The organism is Pseudomonas sp. GXM4 (assembly GCF_008923895.1).
GTDB classification, from domain to species: domain Bacteria; phylum Pseudomonadota; class Gammaproteobacteria; order Pseudomonadales; family Pseudomonadaceae; genus Aquipseudomonas; species Aquipseudomonas atacamensis.
The window spans coordinates 1-15710 of the sequence record NZ_WBRZ01000129.1 but is presented as its reverse complement, the minus strand read 5'-3'; the positions used below and the strand labels follow the sequence as shown (position 1 = coordinate 15710).

Genomic DNA, 15710 nt, shown 5'->3' with positions numbered 1-15710 from the left:
AATGTGGGAGCGAGCTTGCTCGCGAATGGCCGTTATGCGGGAAACAGGTTATTCGGCAGGAAGTGTCAGGCGCTGGCCAGCCATCAACAACGCCAGACGACTCAAGCTCATCCACGGCGAACCCGCCGCCTGGCCCTTGATCTGCGCATCGATACGCTGCGCTTCGAGCAGCAATTGCGCCCAGCGTTGCGCCGAGTAGCGTTGCAAAGCCTTGCTCATCAGCGGCTTGCGCTTGTCCCAGACCGGCGGTTTCGACTGGCTGAAACACCTGTCCAGTGGCGTGCCCTGGCTGTATTGCAGGGAGATGTTGGCCAGCAGGCGCAACTCCCGCGCCAATGCCCAGAGAATCACTGGCGGCTCGACGCCTTCACCGCGCAAACCCTCAAGCATGCGCAAGGCGTGGGCCGGTTCGCCGTTGAGCACCGCGTCGGTCAGGCCGAATACGTCGAACCGGGCACTGTCGGCCACGGCGGCCTGCACGGTTTCAACGGTGATCTGCCCACCTTCGGCCATCAGTTTGAGTTTTTCGATTTCCTGCGCGGCGGCGAGCAGGTTGCCCTCGACACGTGCGGCAATCAATTCGACCGCGTCCTGACTGGCCGACAAGCCTGCCTGGGACAGGCGCTGACGAATCCAGCTCGGCAGCTGATTGGCATCCACCGGCCAGATCTGCACAAACTGGGTCTGTTGGCCTTCGACCAGTGCCTTGCCCCACTTGGTTTTCTGCGCGCTGCCATCGAGCTTCGGCAAGCTGATCAGCAGGACAGTGTCTTCAGCGGGGCGTGAGCAGTATTCGATCAGCGCGGCGGCGCCTTTGTCGCCAGGTTTACCGGACGGCAAGCGCAGTTCCAGCAGGCGTTTTTCGGCGAACAGCGACATGCTTGCGCCGGCCTGCAACAACGCACCCCAATCGAAATTGGCGTCGGCGGCGAACACCTGGCGTTCGTCGAAACCTTGCTGACGGGCAGCGGTGCGGATGGCGTCGGCGGCTTCCTGACACAGCAACGGATCATCGCCGCTGATGATGTAGACCGGCGCGAGTGCGCCTTGCAGGTGTTTGCCGAGTTGCGCGGGTGCGAGCTTCATAAAGGAGGGCGAGCGGGGCGCCTGAGCGCCCCGACCGTCTTACTGCTGCGGGATTTCGAGCGGCGACTGACGCGGAGTTTCCGCCTCAGCCTTCTGCGCCGCTTCCAGCGCATCGGCCTCAGCCTTGGCGCGGTCATTGGCGGTTTGCTGCAGTTGCTGCAACTGGCCCGGGGTCAGCTGCGACAGGCGCAGCATCATGCGCTGCACCAGCTCGCGACGGATTTCATGACGGGCGTCGTTGGCTTCCTGATCGGAGCCGACGAGGTTGTTGCCGTCGTGAATGAACACCTTCTGCACTTCGAGCTTGTCGCTGATCAGCGACAGGTTTTTCTCGCCGCGGATGTCATAGCTCAGCACAGTGTTGACCTGATACTCGCCTGTGCGCCCGGCACCGGCATAGCTGAGAATGCGCTGGCTTTCCTGTTCGTCAGCCAGATACAGCTTGTACGGCGCGCCGCTGTAAACCTTGACGCCGCTGGACTCCAGCGTCTGACGCAGCTGTGTCACGGTTTCGCCATAAGCGTTACGCGCGCTCAGGTCGATTTCCTTGATCGACAGTTCGTTGGTGCCGGTACCACGCAACTGGAAACCGCAGGCGCTCAGCAGAACGGCGAGGCCCATCACCAGCAGATTGCGTTTGATCATTGTGTTGCTCCCCTTGAAACCAGGTGAGCCGACTCTGCGGCCCGAAAGGTTTTACTGGCTGCCAGGCGAGCCTGGCAGCCGATCCAATTTAGCTGGCGACGATGTTGACCAGTTTGCCCGGCACCACGATCACTTTGCGAATGGTCAGGCCGTCGACGAAACGCAGCACGTTTTCGTTGATGCGTGCAGCGGCTTCGATCTCTTCGCGGGTGGCGCTGGCCGGCATTTCGATCTGCCCGCGCAGCTTGCCGTTGACCTGAATGACCAGGGTCAGGTTGTCCTGCACCAAGGCACTTTCGTCCACGGCCGGCCAGCCTGCATCGATCACCGCATCGGCGTGACCCAACTGCTTCCACAGTTCGTGGCTGATGTGCGGCGTGATCGGCGCCAGCAGCAGGGTCACCGCTTCCAGGCCTTCGTGCAGCAGCGCGCGGTCCTGTTCGGTGCCTTGGGCGGCTTTTTCCAGCACGTTCATCAGCGTCATCACCTGAGCGATGGCCGTGTTGAATTTGTGGTTCTGGCCGACGTCATGGCTGGCCTGCTTGATCGCCAGGTGAATCGCACGACGCACGGTTTTCTGCTCGTCGTTCAGAGCGGCGATATCCAGTTTGCCCGGCAGGCCCTGGGTCACGTGGGCTTGCGCCAGACGCCAGACGCGCTTGAGGAAACGGTGCGAACCTTCAACGCCGGAATCGGACCATTCCGCGCTCATGTCAGGCGGCGAGGCGAACATCATGAACAGACGGCAGGTGTCGGCGCCGAACTGGTCGATCATCGACTGCGGGTCGACGCCGTTGTTCTTCGACTTGGCCATCTTCTCGGTACCGCCGATTTCCACCGGCAGGCCGTCGGACTTCAGCTTGGCGCTGATCACCTTGGCTTTGCTGTCACGCTCAAGTTCTACGTCTGCCGGGTTGAACCAGGTGTAAGCACCGTTGGCTTCGCGACGATAGTAAGTCTCGGCGATCACCATGCCCTGGGTCAGCAGGTTCTTGAACGGCTCGTTGGAGCTGACCAGACCTTCGTCGCGCATCAGTTTGTGGAAGAAGCGCGCGTAGAGCAGGTGGAGAATGGCGTGTTCGATACCACCGATGTACTGATCCACCGGCAGCCAGTGATCGGCTGCGGATTTCTCCACCAAACCGCCCTCGAAGTGCGGCGAGGCGTAGCGGGCGTAGTACCACGACGACTCGACGAAGGTGTCCATGGTGTCGGTTTCACGCTTGGCCGGCGCGCCGCATTTCGGGCAGCTGCATTCGTAGAACTCGGGCATGCGCGCCAGCGGCGAACCGGCGCCGTCCGGCACCACGTCTTCCGGCAGAACGACAGGCAGTTGATCTTCCGGCACCGGCACGTCGCCGCACGTTGCGCAGTGGATGATCGGGATCGGGCAGCCCCAGTAGCGCTGGCGGCTGATGCCCCAGTCGCGCAGGCGGAACTGGGTGCGCGAGGCGCCGAGTTGTTTCTTGATCAGGGCCACTTCCATGGCGTCGAACGCGCCGGCGAAGTCGAGGCCGTCGAATTCACCGGAGTTGATCAGCGTGCCGTGCTCGCCATAGGCGTCCTGCCATGGCGCCGGGTTGGTATCACCGGAGCTGGTGCGCACCACCGATTTCACCGGCAGGTTGTACTTGTGAGCGAATTCGAAATCGCGCTCGTCGTGCGCCGGAACCGCCATGACCGCACCGTCGCCGTAGTGCATGAGCACGTAGTTGGCGACCCACACCGGCAGCTTCTCGCCGGTCAGCGGGTGCTCGACGAACAGGCCGGTCGGCAGGCCTTTCTTTTCCTGGGTGGCGACATCGGCTTCAGCGACGCTGCCGCCCTTGCATTCAGCGATGAACGCTTGCAGCTCGGGATTGTTCTGCGCGGCCAGGGTGGCCAGCGGGTGCTCGGCAGCGACGGCGACGTAGGTCGCGCCCATCAGGGTGTCCGGACGGGTGGTGAAGACTTTCAGGGTGCCGGCTTCGCCGATCGAATCGACGTTGTACGGGAACTGCACTTCCATGCCGCGGGACTTGCCGATCCAGTTGCGCTGCATGGTCTTGACCTGCTCCGGCCAGCCAGTCAGTTCGTCGAGGCTTTCCAGCAGCTCGTCGGCGTAAGCGGTGATCTTGAAGTAGTACATCGGGATTTCGCGCTTTTCGATCAGCGCGCCGGAGCGCCAGCCACGGCCGTCGATGACTTGTTCGTTGGCCAGAACGGTCTGGTCGACCGGGTCCCAGTTCACGGTGCCGTTCTTGCGGTAGATCACGCCTTTTTCGAACAGGCGGGTGAACAGCCATTGTTCCCAGCGGTAGTAGTCCGGTTTGCAGGTGGTCACTTCACGGGACCAGTCTACCGCGAGGCCGAGGCTGCGCAGCTGCGACTTCATGTAGGCGATGTTCTCGTAGGTCCACTTGGCGGGCGCTATGTTGTTTTTCATTGCGGCGTTTTCCGCCGGCATGCCGAACGCATCCCAACCCATGGGCTGCAGAACATTCTTGCCCTGCATGCGCTGGTAGCGCGAGATCACGTCGCCAATGGTGTAGTTGCGCACGTGGCCCATGTGCAGCTTGCCGCTGGGGTAAGGGAACATCGACAGGCAGTAGTAGGTTTCCTTGCCTGGCTGTTCACTGACTTCAAAGGACTTTTGCTCATCCCAGAACGACTGGGCGGCGGCTTCGATCTCACGTGGCTGATATTGTTCGTGCATGGCTACTTTTGTACTGGATAGGGGTGGCCTAATCCTCTTCGACGGCGGCATCCGGGATGGCCCGGCTGCGCTGGAAGTGGAATGACAGGAAGCGCCGTAGCATACATGACCGCGCTTGGCCGAGGGAAACCCTGATTACAGCTGTTTGCCAGAGCTTTTGGGCGACGAGGGCCGTTGGTCGCGGCGTGTAGCCGGTTCGTGCAGCGAAGCTAAGCTCTAATTGGGGAGTGAGTCTTATCTTCAATGAGGTGAGGGATGGTGGAGCAACGGAAAAAGAACGTAACGAAACCCGAGTTGTATGAAAGGTTGATCGATCGTCTGGGCATGGCGCTGGACGCCGTGAAAACCGCTGACCGGCTGCGCGACGAGCGCCCCCTGGAACTGGAATTGCGTGGCTTGAGTCCCGCCGAGTTCAAACTGGTCAAGGCCTATCTGGATCGCAGTGAACGTGAAACGCAGGGATGCCTGTCTCAAGCAGTGAAGCAGCTCGATGCAGCACATTCGGCCAAGATCATCTGGCTCAAGGACAAGGCGCCGCGCAGAGACACCGGCAAGGTGCGTTCTGTGCAGGCCAAGTAAGCGCATGGCAGGTCATGAAACGGATCTTTTGCAACCGGATCCGGCCTACTGGTTGTAACGCGTAATCAACACTCTTAGGCTTCGGGCATCTTTGGAGATGCCCGATGCCCTTTCGCTATTTCATCAAACAACTTTTACTGCCGCCCGGCATTCTTTTGCTGCTGTTGCTGGCCGCCTGGTGGCTGCGCCGCTCACGGCCACGGCTGGCTGGCGTATGTTTTGCCTTCGGCTTTGGTGGCCTGCTGCTGATGAGCCTGCCGGTGGTCGTGCAGTGGAGCGCCAAGGCGCTAGAACGTGAGCCAGCGCTGGCGCGGTCAGAGTGGACGACGCTGGCGCAACGCGCCGATGCGATTGTGGTGTTGGGCTCGGGGCGTGAGCGCGGTGATCTGGCTTGGGGCGAAGACCAGCCGACCGGCGTCGGCCTTGAGCGCCAGCGTTACGCCGCACGCTTGGCCAAGGCCTCGGGCCTGCCGATTCTGACCAGCGGCGGCCTGCATTACGGCACGCCCCCGACCGAGGCGAAGTTGATGGCGGATTCGTTGCGTGATGACTTCGACGTGAGCGTGCGCTGGCAGGAAGGCGAGAGCCGCACCACATGGGAGAACGCGAAGATGACGGCAGATATCCTCTTGCCGCAGGGGATCAAGCGCGTCGTCGTGGTGACGCAGGCGTGGCACATGCCGCGTGCGGTGTGGAGCTTTGAGCAGGCCGGATTCGAAGTGGTGCCGGCACCGGTGGGCTTTTTAGGCACTGACAACGCCCGGCCTTTTGGCGGCTGGTTGCCGGAGTTCAAGTCGATCTGGCAGAGCGGGCAATTGCTCAATGAAGCGGTGGGGCAGGTGGGGTATTCATTGTTTTACCGCTGAAGATCATTGTGGCGAGGGGATTTATCCCCGATGGGGCGCGTAGCGGCCCCTCTCTTACCTTCAGAAGAGGGGACTGCTGCGCACTCCAGCGGGGTAAATCCCCTCGCCACATTTCTCAGAGGGTCTTCGACATGCGGCTGGCCATCAACGCCCAGCCAAGCAGCAGCAGGCACAACACGATCAACGGCCACGAGCGCCATTGCAGATATGGCGTCAGGTCGTGCATCGGCACCACTTCGCCATACAGCACGCCTTGTTCGAACTGCGGAATCTGCTCGGTGATCTGCCCGAACGGATTGATCAGGCCGGTGACGCCGTTGTTGGTCGCGCGGATCATCCAGCGTCCGGCTTCCAGCGCGCGCATCTGCGCCATCTGCAAATGCTGCAGCGGGCCGATGGACGTGCCGAACCAAGTGTCGTTGCTGATCGTCAACAACAGATCACTGCGTGCCGACAGGCCGGCGGCGAATTCCGGATAGACCACCTCGTAGCAGATGAACGGTGCAATCTGGTAACCCTTGGCCTGCAAGAGCGCTTGATCCGACGGGCCGCGGGCGAAGTCCGACATCGGCAGGTCGAAGAACGCGATCAAGCCGCGCAACACATCCTGCAACGGCACGTATTCGCCGAACGGCACCAGTTTCTGCTTCAGGTAAGTGCCGTCGCCTTCGCCGACCACGGTGATGCCGTTGAAGAAGCGCCGTTCGTGATGCACGGTCTGGCGGATCGGCACACCGGTGATCAACGCCGATTTACGCTCGGCGGCGAAGTTGCCCATCATCGTCAGGTAGCCCTCGGCGGACTCCTTCAATACCGGCACGGCGGTTTCCGGCCAGATCAGCAGATCGACCGGTTTGGAACGGAAACTCAGATCACGGTACAGCGCCAGTTGCGCGTTGAGCTCGGCCGGGTCCCATTTCATGCTTTGCGCGACGTTGCCCTGAATCGCGGCCACGGTCAGCGGTGCGCCGGACGGGCTGGTCCACGCGTGGCCTTTGAGGGCGATGCTTGCTACCCAAGGCCCCGCCAGCAGTACCACACCGGCCGCGATGAAACCCTTGCGGCGCGCCTGCAACAAGCGCGACGCGTTGTAGATCAGCGCTGCGGTAAGTGCCAGAACAAACGATACCAGCCACATGCCGCCCACCGGCGCGAGCCCGGCCAGCGGGCCATCGAGCTGGCTGTAACCGGAATAAAGCCACGGGAAACCGGTAAGGAACCAGCCGCGAAACGCTTCCTGGCCGACCCACAGCGCAGCAAAGGCCAAGGCATCTGCCAGCGGTGCTTCGTTACGCCGCAACCAGCGCGCCCACAGCCACGCGGGCAGGGCGAAGAACCAGGCAATCGCCGCGGTGAACAGCAGCATCAGGAACCCGGCGAGCAACACCGAAGCGCCACCAAAGTGGTGGATGCTGTAATAGATCCAACTGGTGCCGGCACCGAACAGGCCGAAGCCGAAGCACCAGCCACGGCCGAGCGCCTGACGCGGGCTCAGCTCACGCAAACCGGCATAGAACAGACCAACCGCCAGCAATGCCAGCGGCCAGATGTTGAAAGGTGCGAGAGCGAAGGTGGTAATTGCACCGGCCGCCACGGCCAGCAGGTTACCGGGCCAGCCGGGGCGGGTTGTCCAGCGCATTTCAGTCCTTAGAATTAACGAGCGATAGGCGTCAGTCGCAGCAAATGAATCCGACGGCTGTCGGCGTTCAGGATGCGGAAACGATAAGCGCCGATTTCAGTGGTTTCGTTGCGTTTTGGCAAGTGCCCGAACGCGCTCATCACCAGGCCGCCGACGGTGTCGAACTCGTCGTCGGAGAACTCGCTGTCGAAGAACTCGTTGAAGTTCTCGATCGGCGTCAGCGCCTTGATCAGGAAATCACCGCTGGGCAGCGGCTTGATGTAGCTGTCTTCTTCGACGTCGTGCTCGTCCTCGATGTCGCCGACGATCTGCTCGAGCACGTCTTCGATGGTCACCAGACCGGCCACGCCGCCGTATTCGTCGATGACGATGGCCATGTGGTTGTGGTTGGCACGGAACTCACGCAGCAACACGTTCAGACGCTTGGACTCCGGCACGAAGGTGGCCGGGCGCAGCAGGTCCTTTATGTTGAAGCTGTCGCCGTTCTCCTTGAGGATCAGCGGCAGCAGATCCTTGGCCAGCAGCACGCCCATCACGTCGTCATGGCTTTCGCCGATGACCGGATAGCGCGAGTGGGCCGAGTCGACCACGGCAGGGAGGAATTCGCGGGGTGTCTGGGTCGCCTTGATGCTGACCATCTGCGAGCGCGGCACCATGATGTCGCGCACTTGCAGGTCAGCCACCTGGATGGCGCCTTCGACGATGGCCAGCGCTTCGCTGTCCAGCAGTTTGTTCTGATGTGCATCACGCAGCAGCTCGAGGAGCTCCTGACGGTTCTTCGGCTCGTGGGCAAAAGCCTGGGTCAGTTTACCCAGCCATGACTTCTGCCCGTTGCTCGATCGATCTTCGCTCATAGCGATTACTCTGAATCCTTTGTTGTAACGATGGGGGAGTGTTCGGTTTCGTCGTCCGCGTACGGATCGGGATAGCCCAGTTCAGCAAGCAACTCGCGTTCCAGTGCTTCCATTTCTTCGGCTTCGTCGTCATCTATATGGTCGTAACCCAGCAGATGCAAGCAGCCGTGAATGACCAGATGTGCCCAGTGGGCCTTTAGTTCCTTGCCCTGCTCGGCGGCTTCGCGTTCGACCACGGCCACGCAGATCACCAGATCGCCGAGCAGCGGGATATCGAGAAATTCGTCTGGCACTTCCGCCGGGAACGACAACACATTGGTCGCGTAGTCCTTGTGGCGCCAGGTGTGATTGAGCTCGCGGCCTTCTTCCTCGTCGACCAGACGAATGGTCATTTCCGAATCAGCGCTGCGCTGGCGCAGGGCCAGTTCGCACCACTGACGGAACTCTGCTTCACTCGGCGCGCTGGCCTCGGTGGCGATTTGCAGATCCAGCTCAAGCATCGCGCGAGGCTTCCTTCGCAGCTTCGGCACGGGTCTCGAAGCGCTCGTAGGCCTCGACGATCCGCTGCACCAACGGGTGGCGCACGACGTCCTTGGGCTGGAAGTGGGTGAAGCTGATGCCCGGCACGTCTTTGAGCACTTCTATCACATGGTGCAAGCCGGACTTGGTGCCGCGCGGCAGGTCGACCTGGGTGATGTCGCCGGTGATCACGGCGGTGGAGCCGAAGCCGATGCGCGTGAGGAACATCTTCATCTGCTCGACGGTGGTGTTCTGGCTCTCGTCGAGAATGATGAAGCTGTTGTTCAGCGTGCGACCGCGCATGTAGGCCAGCGGCGCGACTTCGATCACCTGTTTCTCGATCAGCTTGGCGACGTATTCGAAACCGAGCATTTCGTACAGCGCGTCGTAGAGCGGGCGCAGGTACGGGTCGATCTTCTGCGACAGATCACCGGGCAGGAAGCCGAGTTTTTCACCCGCTTCGACCGCCGGACGCACCAGCAGGATGCGGCGGATCTGCTCGCGCTCCAGCGCATCTACCGCGCAGGCCACGGCCAGATAGGTCTTGCCGGTACCGGCCGGGCCGATGCCGAAATTGATGTCGTTGCCGAGGATTTCCTTCACGTAGCGCTGCTGATTCAAGCCGCGTGGGCGAATCATGCCTTTCTTGGTGCGCAGGGCGACGGTCGGTTCGGCGGGGGCCGGGTTGTCGATATCTGCTGATTCCTGAATGAACAGGTGCACCAGGTCTGGCGACAGCTCGGTACCCTTGGTTTCCCGGTACAGGCGGCGCAGCAGGTTTTCTGCGGACGTGGTGAGTTTTGGATCGCCAATCAACTCGAACTGGTTTCCGCGATTGCGGATCTCGATGGCCAGGCGCTGTTCGATCAAGCGCAAATGCTCGTCGAATTGCCCGCACAGATTGGCGAAGCGGCGAGCCTCAAAAGGCTCGAGGAGAAAACGATGTGGTTCGATGGGTGCGTTCAAGGTCGTATTTAGCCGCCCTGGGGCAATTAGGATGAAATCAAGGATAACGCCAGTGGCGTGGGTGCGAAAGCTCTTAAATATCGACGCTGCTTTCCAACCCATTCTCTGTGGCTGGCGGGGTCTTTTGTGGTGAGGGGATAAATCCCCTCACCACAGAAACCCCATCCACAATGCGATGGTGTTACTGGATCAGCGAACCACGCAGCGAGTGCGGTTGCGCGGCGTCGATGTGCACGTCGGCGAACTGACCGATCAGGGTGGGATTGTCGCAGCGGAAGTTGACGATACGGTTATTCTCGGTACGCCCTTGGAGCTCGCCCGGGTCTTTCTTCGAATAATCTGTCACCAGAATGCGCTGGATCGAACCGACCATTTGTCGGCTGATCTCGAAGCCCTGCTGATTCAAACGATGTTGCAGCGCGTTCAGACGTTCTTTCTTCAATTCTTCCGGGGTGTCGTCGGCCAGATCGGCAGCAGGCGTGCCCGGGCGCTGGCTGTAGACGAACGAGTAGGAGAAATCGAAGCCGACATCGGCAATCAGCTTCATGGTCTGTTCGAAGTCCTTCTCGGTTTCGCCGGGGAAACCGACGATGAAGTCCGAACTGATGCAGATCCCCGGTACGGCGGCGCGCAATTTGCGCAGCTTGGATTTGTACTCCAGCGCCGTGTGGTTGCGCTTCATCGCCGCGAGAATCCGGTCCGAGCCCGACTGCACCGGCAAGTGCAGGTGCTTGACCAGCTCCGGCACTTCGGCGTGGGCCTGGATCAGGCTGTCGGAAAACTCCAGCGGGTGCGAGGTGGTGTAGCGGATGCGGTCGATGCCATCGACGGCGGCGACCACGCGAATCAGCTCGGCCAGGTCGGCCAGGCGACCGTCGTGGGTCTGGCCGCGATAGCCGTTGACGTTCTGCCCGAGCAAGGTCACTTCACGCACGCCGTGTTCGGCCAAGTGAATGATTTCCGCGATCACGTCGTCGAACGGTCGGCTGACCTCTTCGCCACGGGTGTACGGCACCACGCAGAACGTGCAGTACTTGCTGCAACCTTCCATCACTGACACATAAGCGCTCGGGCCGTCGATACGCGGCTCCGGCAGGTGGTCGAATTTTTCGATTTCCGGGAACGACACGTCGACCTGCGGCAGCTTGCTGCTGCGCGCGGCGTCGATCATTTCCGGCAGACGGTGCAGGGTCTGCGGGCCGAACACCACGTCGACGTACGGAGCGCGATCACGGATCGCTGCGCCTTCCTGACTGGCCACGCAACCGCCGACGGCGATGACCATGTCCGGGTTGGCCAGCTTCAGTTCGCGCCAGCGGCCGAGCTGCGAATACACGCGGTCTTGCGCGCGTTCGCGGATCGAGCAGGTGTTGAGCAGAATCACGTCGGCGTCTTCCGCGCGGGCGGTGACTTCCAGGGCCTGATGTTCGCCCAGCAGATCGACCATGCGCGAGCTGTCGTACTCGTTCATCTGGCAACCGTGGGTTTCGATGTAAAGCTTCTTGGCCATGGATTCGGGTCGTCACGTGATTCAAAGAACCGCGCATTATAGGGAACAAGCCGTCAGGTTCCTACCGCTGTGCGTCCGGTGGCTATGCTATAGTTCGCGCCCTCATTTTTACCCCGATGTTATCCGCCCGCCATGACCAAACGCGAAGCTCCAATCTACAAGGTGATTTTCCTCAACCAGGGCCAGGTGTTCGAAATGTACGCCAAGCAGATCTATCAAAGTGATCTGTGGGGTTTCCTGGAAGTTGAAGAATTCGTCTTTGGCGAGCGCACGCAAATGGTCGTCGATCCGAGCGAAGAAAAGCTCAAGGCGCAATTCGAAGGCGTGGTGCGCAGTTTTGTGCCGATGCATTCGATCGTGCGCATCGACGAAGTGGAACGTCTGGGCACGCCGAAAATCAGCGAGGCCCGGGGCGCGGTCGGCAATGTCATGCCGTTTCCGATGCCGATGCCTGAGAAGTAAGCACAGCTTTGGATTTGGAATGATGTTGTGGCGAGGGGATTTAGCGAAACGTCGCACCGCCCCGCTCGGCTGCGAAGCAGTCGCAATCCATCCAGCAATATGTGTCAGACAGAACCGGGTTGCAGGGTTTGGGGCTGCTTCGCAGCCCAACGGGGATAAATCCCCTCGCCACAGGTAATCTCCCCAGCCTTTAGGGCAGTGGGGAGAATGGCGTACGCCCGTCGGCGTTCTGCAGTTCCATCAGGTATTTGCGGAAAATCTGCCCGAGCACCTGAGTGGCGGTTTCGAGATCTTCGCGGGACATCTTTTCCGAGACTTCGTCAGCCGTGTCCAATGCCTCTTCAGCACCGTTGACCGCTGCCATCTTCAGCACGATGTAGGCCTGGATATTGTTGGCCTGCACGCCTTCACCGTGGAAGAACATGCTGCCGAGCTTGAATTGCGCCTGGGCGTGGCCTTGCAGCGAGGCCTTTTCGAAATAGCTCAGGGCTTGATTGAGGTCGCGCGGCGCGTTCTTGCCGTCGTAGTAGAACTCACCCAACTCGTATTGCGCTTGCGCGTCCCCTTCGTCCGCCGCTTTCTGGCAGGCGGCCAATGCCTGCGTGACGTCTTGCGGCTGAGTATTGAGGGTGCAACGACCCATCGCCGGGATCAACAACGAGTTGCCGCCTGCTTGTGCATGCGCGAGCAGGGGCTGAAGGAGCAACAGGCAGCCCAATGCAAGGGTGCGGCCGGTGCGGTTCATGGGAATCGACTTACCTCTGAAGGGCACGCGGACCCGTCGAGGGATCCAATAAGCGCGCATTATGAAATAAGCAGGGCCAACCTTACAAAGTCTTTACTCGTTTTTCTGCTGCGTGGGGAATATATCGCCCGATTCAGGCAGGATTTTCGCAGACGCGTCGGAAAAACCGAGCGGATGTAGGCGAAAGCTGACGCTGGCCATAGCCAACGTCAGCGGTACGGCGATTATTTCAATGCGGCGAAGGCACGCTCGGCGGCGTCCAGCGTCAGTTGCAACTCGGCTTCGCCGTGGGCGATCGAGGTGAAACCGGCTTCGAAAGCGCTCGGCGCCAGGTACACGCCACCTTCCAGCATCAAGTGGAAGAAGCGACCGAACATTGCTGCGTCGCTGGCCATCACGTCGTCGAAGGTGACGATGTCGTCGGCGCCGCTGAAGTACAGACCGAACATGCCGCCGGCCTGAGTGGTCACGAACGGGATGCCCGCAGCATCGGCACGCTGTTGCAGACCGTCGAGCATGCGCGCGGTGTAGTCGGTCAGTTCGGCGTGGAAGCCCGGGCGGCTGATCAGGCGCAGGGTCGTCAGGCCGGCAGCCATCGCCAGCGGATTGCCCGACAACGTACCGGCCTGATACACCGGACCGAGCGGGGCGATGCGCTGCATGATCTCGCGTTTACCGCCGAAGCAGCCCACCGGCATGCCGCCGCCGATGATCTTGCCGAACGTGGTCAGGTCCGGCGTCACACCGTAGTGCGCCTGGGCACCGCCGAGGGCGACGCGGAAACCGGTCATCACTTCGTCGAAAATCAACACCACGCCGTGCTTGTCACACAGCGAACGCAGGCCTTCGAGGAAGCCCGGCGCTGGCGGCACGCAGTTCATGTTGCCGGCGACCGGCTCGACGATGATGCACGCCACGTCCTCACCCACTTCGGCGAGCATCGCTTCAACCGCGTCGATGTCGTTGAACGGCAGGGTCAGGGTGTGTTTGGCGAAGGCTGCCGGCACGCCGGCCGAGCTCGGTACGCCCTGGGTCAGAGCGCCGGAACCGGCCTTGACCAGCAGGCTGTCGGAGTGGCCGTGGTAGCAGCCTTCGAATTTGATGATGCTGTCGCGACCGGTGTAACCACGGGCCAGACGGATCGCGCTCATGGTCGCTTCGGTGCCGGAGCTGACCATGCGCACCATGTCCATCGACGGCACCAGCGAGCAGACCAGATCGGCCATCTCGGTTTCCATCGACGTCGGTGCACCGTAGGACAGGCCGTGTTGCAGCTGATTGCGCACCGCGTCGAGCACGTCCGGATGGCTGTGGCCGAGGATCATCGGGCCCCACGAACCCACGTAATCGACATAACGCTTGTCATCTTCGTCGGTGACGTAAGCGCCTTCGGCGTGTTTGAAGAACAGCGGGGTGCCGCCGACGCTCTTGAACGCGCGCACCGGCGAGTTGACGCCGCCGGGGATGTGTTTCTGAGCATTGGCAAACAGGGTTTCGGAACGAGACATGATCGGGCTCTCAAATCAGATTTTCAGAAGTTCGTTGAAGGTGCGGGCGCGGCGGGTCACTTCGGCGCTGCTCTCGGCGCCGAACAAACCGTGGATCACGGCGAGCAGATCGACACCGTGCTCGACCAGTGGCGCGGCGTTATCGAGGGTGATGCCGCCGATCGCGCAGACCGGCAAGTGCAGCGTGCGTTTGGCTTCGTCGAGCAAGTCGAGGCTGCAACTCGGCGCACCGGGTTTGGTGGTGGAATTGAAGAAGCGGCCGAAGGCAACGTAACTCGCGCCTTCTTTGGCAGCCTGTTCGGCCAGGGCGATTTGCCCGTGGCAGGTCGAACCGATGATCGCTTTCGAACCGAGCAGGGCGCGGGTCGGCGACAGCGGGCCGTCGGTCTGCCCGAGGTGCACGCCGACGTTGAGGCGTGCGGCCAGCTCGGCGTCATCGTTGATGATCAGTTGCGTCTTGTAGCGCTCGCACAGGTTGCGCAACGCCTCGGCCTCGCGCAGACGGCGGGCCTCGTCGCTGCTCTTGTCGCGGTATTGCAGCAGGGTGACGCCGCCGTCGAGCGCCGCCTCCACGTAAGACAGAAACTTGCCGGCCAGCAACTGGCTGTCGGTAATGGCATACAGGCCACGGAGTTTCATCGGGCAGACCTCACGACGTTACGAGCAGAAATCCAGCGGCAGGCGACGCGGCACGAACTGGCCTTTGCCCAGTTGTTCGGCATCGCGCAAAGTCCGCCAGGTGTAATCCAGCGCACTGCGCACGGCACTGGCCAGGTGTTCGCCCTGAGCGAGTCGCCCGGCCAAAGCGCTGGCCAGCGTGCAACCGGAGCCGTGATAGCTGCCCGGCAGGCGCTGGCAGATAAAGGTTTCGCGCAGGCCGTCGCGGCTGTACACGCGGTTGTGGATTTCAGTTTCGTCGCCATGGCCGCCGGTAATCAGCAGGTTTTTGACGAATGGCAGGAGTTTTTCCGCGCACTCGTCGGCCGTGCCTTCGGGCAGTTCGGCGAGGATGCGCGCTTCAGGAAGATTGGGCGTGGCAATGATCGACAGCGGCAGCAGACGTTCGCGCATCGCGTAGCCGACCTCGTCCTTGCCCAGGCGTCCGCCGCCGCCGGCACGCAGCACCGGGTCGCAGACCACTGGCAGGTGCGGGTGCGCCGAGAGCAGTTCGACCACGGTGTCGACCATCTCCAGCGAACCGAGCATGCCCAGTTTCACTGCGGCGACTTCGGAGTCGTTGAGCACGGCGTTGGCCTGGGCCAGTACCCACTCACGGTCGAGGACGCGGAAGTCAGTGACGTTGACGGTGTCTTGCACGGTCAGGGCGGTGACGGCCGGAGCCGCATGGCAACCCTGCGCGAGCAGGGCTTCGATATCTGCCTGCAAGCCGGCGCCACCACTGGGGTCGTGGCCGGAGAGACAGAGGACAACGGGGCGGGAGCTGTAGATATTCATGGTGCGCGAGCTTACCACCAAAGCTGATTTTGGGGTTCAGTACTCACGGTGTTTGCGAGCAGATTGTCGGACAACCCCGCAGTCTTTATTTGGAGCACATTTGTGGCGAGGGGATTTATCCCCGTTGGGCTGCGAAGCGGCCCCAAACCCTGCAATCCGGTTCTTTCTGACACACCTCGCT

15 protein-coding genes are annotated in these 15710 nt (G+C 61.5%); 3 read left to right on the top strand and 12 right to left on the bottom strand.

Annotation, left to right across the window (positions count from 1 at the left end; all coding sequences use genetic code 11):
• Positions 1-48: 48 nt before the first annotated feature.
• From holA to leuS, 3 genes are all read right to left on the bottom strand, one after another.
• Positions 49-1086: a DNA polymerase III subunit delta gene (gene holA / locus F8N49_RS16635; protein WP_151551927.1), complete on the bottom strand. Its 1038-nt coding sequence runs from the start codon at positions 1084-1086 to the stop codon at positions 49-51.
• 39 nt (positions 1087-1125) lie between these two features.
• Positions 1126-1731: an LPS assembly lipoprotein LptE gene (gene lptE / locus F8N49_RS16630; protein WP_071173693.1), complete on the bottom strand. Its 606-nt coding sequence runs from the start codon at positions 1729-1731 to the stop codon at positions 1126-1128.
• A gap of 88 nt (positions 1732-1819) precedes the next feature.
• Positions 1820-4426 (bottom strand): leucine--tRNA ligase, encoded by a 2607-nt coding sequence (gene leuS / locus F8N49_RS16625; protein ID WP_151551926.1) that lies wholly within the window; start codon positions 4424-4426, stop codon positions 1820-1822.
• A gap of 255 nt (positions 4427-4681) precedes the next feature.
• On the opposite strand from leuS, the gene F8N49_RS16620 reads away from it, so the two are divergent.
• Both F8N49_RS16620 and F8N49_RS16615 read left to right on the top strand, forming a co-directional pair.
• Entirely contained in the window at positions 4682-5005 is a 324-nt protein-coding gene (locus F8N49_RS16620; protein ID WP_071173691.1) for a hypothetical protein, read from the top strand.
• A gap of 104 nt (positions 5006-5109) precedes the next feature.
• Positions 5110-5871 carry a YdcF family protein gene (locus F8N49_RS16615; RefSeq protein ID WP_071173690.1) on the top strand — a complete coding sequence of 254 codons (762 nt, stop codon included), beginning with the start codon at positions 5110-5112 and terminating at the stop codon, positions 5869-5871.
• 115 nt (positions 5872-5986) lie between these two features.
• Here F8N49_RS16615 and lnt read toward each other — a convergent pair whose 3' ends face one another.
• The 5 genes from lnt to miaB all read right to left on the bottom strand — a co-directional run bounded on the left by lnt (position 5987) and on the right by miaB (position 11359).
• Complete coding sequence (gene lnt, locus F8N49_RS16610) at positions 5987-7510, bottom strand: apolipoprotein N-acyltransferase (protein WP_151551925.1); 1524 nt, start codon at positions 7508-7510, stop codon at positions 5987-5989.
• Between the two features lie 14 nt (positions 7511-7524).
• Positions 7525-8364 (bottom strand): HlyC/CorC family transporter, encoded by an 840-nt coding sequence (locus tag F8N49_RS16605; protein ID WP_024014438.1) that lies wholly within the window; start codon positions 8362-8364, stop codon positions 7525-7527.
• 5 nt (positions 8365-8369) lie between these two features.
• A complete protein-coding gene (gene ybeY, locus F8N49_RS16600) occupies positions 8370-8864 on the bottom strand; it encodes an rRNA maturation RNase YbeY (protein WP_016773042.1) in 495 nt (164 codons plus the stop codon).
• Positions 8857-9849, bottom strand: coding sequence for a PhoH family protein (locus F8N49_RS16595; RefSeq protein WP_071173687.1), 993 nt, complete (start codon positions 9847-9849; stop codon positions 8857-8859). Before F8N49_RS16595 ends, ybeY begins: the two co-directional genes overlap by 8 nt.
• A 181-nt stretch (positions 9850-10030) precedes the next feature.
• On the bottom strand, positions 10031-11359 hold the full coding sequence (gene miaB / locus F8N49_RS16590) for a tRNA (N6-isopentenyl adenosine(37)-C2)-methylthiotransferase MiaB (protein WP_016773044.1): 1329 nt from the start codon (positions 11357-11359) through the stop codon (positions 10031-10033).
• Between the two features lie 132 nt (positions 11360-11491).
• On the opposite strand from miaB, the gene F8N49_RS16585 reads away from it, so the two are divergent.
• The gene (locus tag F8N49_RS16585; protein ID WP_016773045.1) at positions 11492-11821 is read left to right on the top strand and encodes a DUF1820 family protein; all 330 of its coding nucleotides are present in this window, start codon (positions 11492-11494) and stop codon (positions 11819-11821) included.
• Between the two features lie 190 nt (positions 11822-12011).
• Here the strand turns inward: F8N49_RS16585 and F8N49_RS16580 are convergent, their stop codons facing one another.
• The 4 genes from F8N49_RS16580 to F8N49_RS16565 form a co-directional block, all read right to left on the bottom strand.
• On the bottom strand, positions 12012-12566 hold the full coding sequence (locus tag F8N49_RS16580; RefSeq protein WP_016773046.1) for a tetratricopeptide repeat protein: 555 nt from the start codon (positions 12564-12566) through the stop codon (positions 12012-12014).
• Positions 12567-12790: 224 nt separating this feature from the next.
• A complete protein-coding gene (hemL, locus tag F8N49_RS16575; RefSeq protein ID WP_016773047.1) occupies positions 12791-14074 on the bottom strand; it encodes a glutamate-1-semialdehyde 2,1-aminomutase in 1284 nt (427 codons plus the stop codon).
• A 15-nt stretch (positions 14075-14089) separates the two neighbouring features.
• Positions 14090-14713, bottom strand: coding sequence for a thiamine phosphate synthase (gene thiE, locus F8N49_RS16570; protein WP_071173686.1), 624 nt, complete (start codon positions 14711-14713; stop codon positions 14090-14092).
• Positions 14714-14731: 18 nt separating this feature from the next.
• Positions 14732-15529, bottom strand: a complete 798-nt coding sequence (locus F8N49_RS16565) for a hydroxymethylpyrimidine/phosphomethylpyrimidine kinase (RefSeq protein ID WP_007909650.1) — start codon at positions 15527-15529, stop codon at positions 14732-14734.
• Positions 15530-15710 lie beyond the last annotated feature (181 nt).

Excerpts from the sequence above, each read along its gene's own strand:
- holA (WP_151551927.1), bottom strand. The coding sequence starts at position 1,086 with ATGAAGCTCGCACCCGCGCAACTCGGCAAACACCTGCAAGGCGCACTC.
- lptE (WP_071173693.1), bottom strand. The coding sequence starts at position 1,731 with ATGATCAAACGCAATCTGCTGGTGATGGGCCTCGCCGTTCTGCTGAGC.
- leuS (WP_151551926.1), bottom strand. The coding sequence starts at position 4,426 with ATGCACGAACAATATCAGCCACGTGAGATCGAAGCCGCCGCCCAGTCG.
- F8N49_RS16620 (WP_071173691.1), top strand. The coding sequence starts at position 4,682 with ATGGTGGAGCAACGGAAAAAGAACGTAACGAAACCCGAGTTGTATGAA.
- F8N49_RS16615 (WP_071173690.1), top strand. The coding sequence starts at position 5,110 with ATGCCCTTTCGCTATTTCATCAAACAACTTTTACTGCCGCCCGGCATT.
- lnt (WP_151551925.1), bottom strand. The coding sequence starts at position 7,510 with ATGCGCTGGACAACCCGCCCCGGCTGGCCCGGTAACCTGCTGGCCGTG.
- F8N49_RS16605 (WP_024014438.1), bottom strand. The coding sequence starts at position 8,364 with ATGAGCGAAGATCGATCGAGCAACGGGCAGAAGTCATGGCTGGGTAAA.
- ybeY (WP_016773042.1), bottom strand. The coding sequence starts at position 8,864 with ATGCTTGAGCTGGATCTGCAAATCGCCACCGAGGCCAGCGCGCCGAGT.
- miaB (WP_016773044.1), bottom strand. The coding sequence starts at position 11,359 with ATGGCCAAGAAGCTTTACATCGAAACCCACGGTTGCCAGATGAACGAG.
- F8N49_RS16585 (WP_016773045.1), top strand. The coding sequence starts at position 11,492 with ATGACCAAACGCGAAGCTCCAATCTACAAGGTGATTTTCCTCAACCAG.
- F8N49_RS16580 (WP_016773046.1), bottom strand. The coding sequence starts at position 12,566 with ATGAACCGCACCGGCCGCACCCTTGCATTGGGCTGCCTGTTGCTCCTT.
- hemL (WP_016773047.1), bottom strand. The coding sequence starts at position 14,074 with ATGTCTCGTTCCGAAACCCTGTTTGCCAATGCTCAGAAACACATCCCC.
- thiE (WP_071173686.1), bottom strand. The coding sequence starts at position 14,713 with ATGAAACTCCGTGGCCTGTATGCCATTACCGACAGCCAGTTGCTGGCC.
- F8N49_RS16565 (WP_007909650.1), bottom strand. The coding sequence starts at position 15,529 with ATGAATATCTACAGCTCCCGCCCCGTTGTCCTCTGTCTCTCCGGCCAC.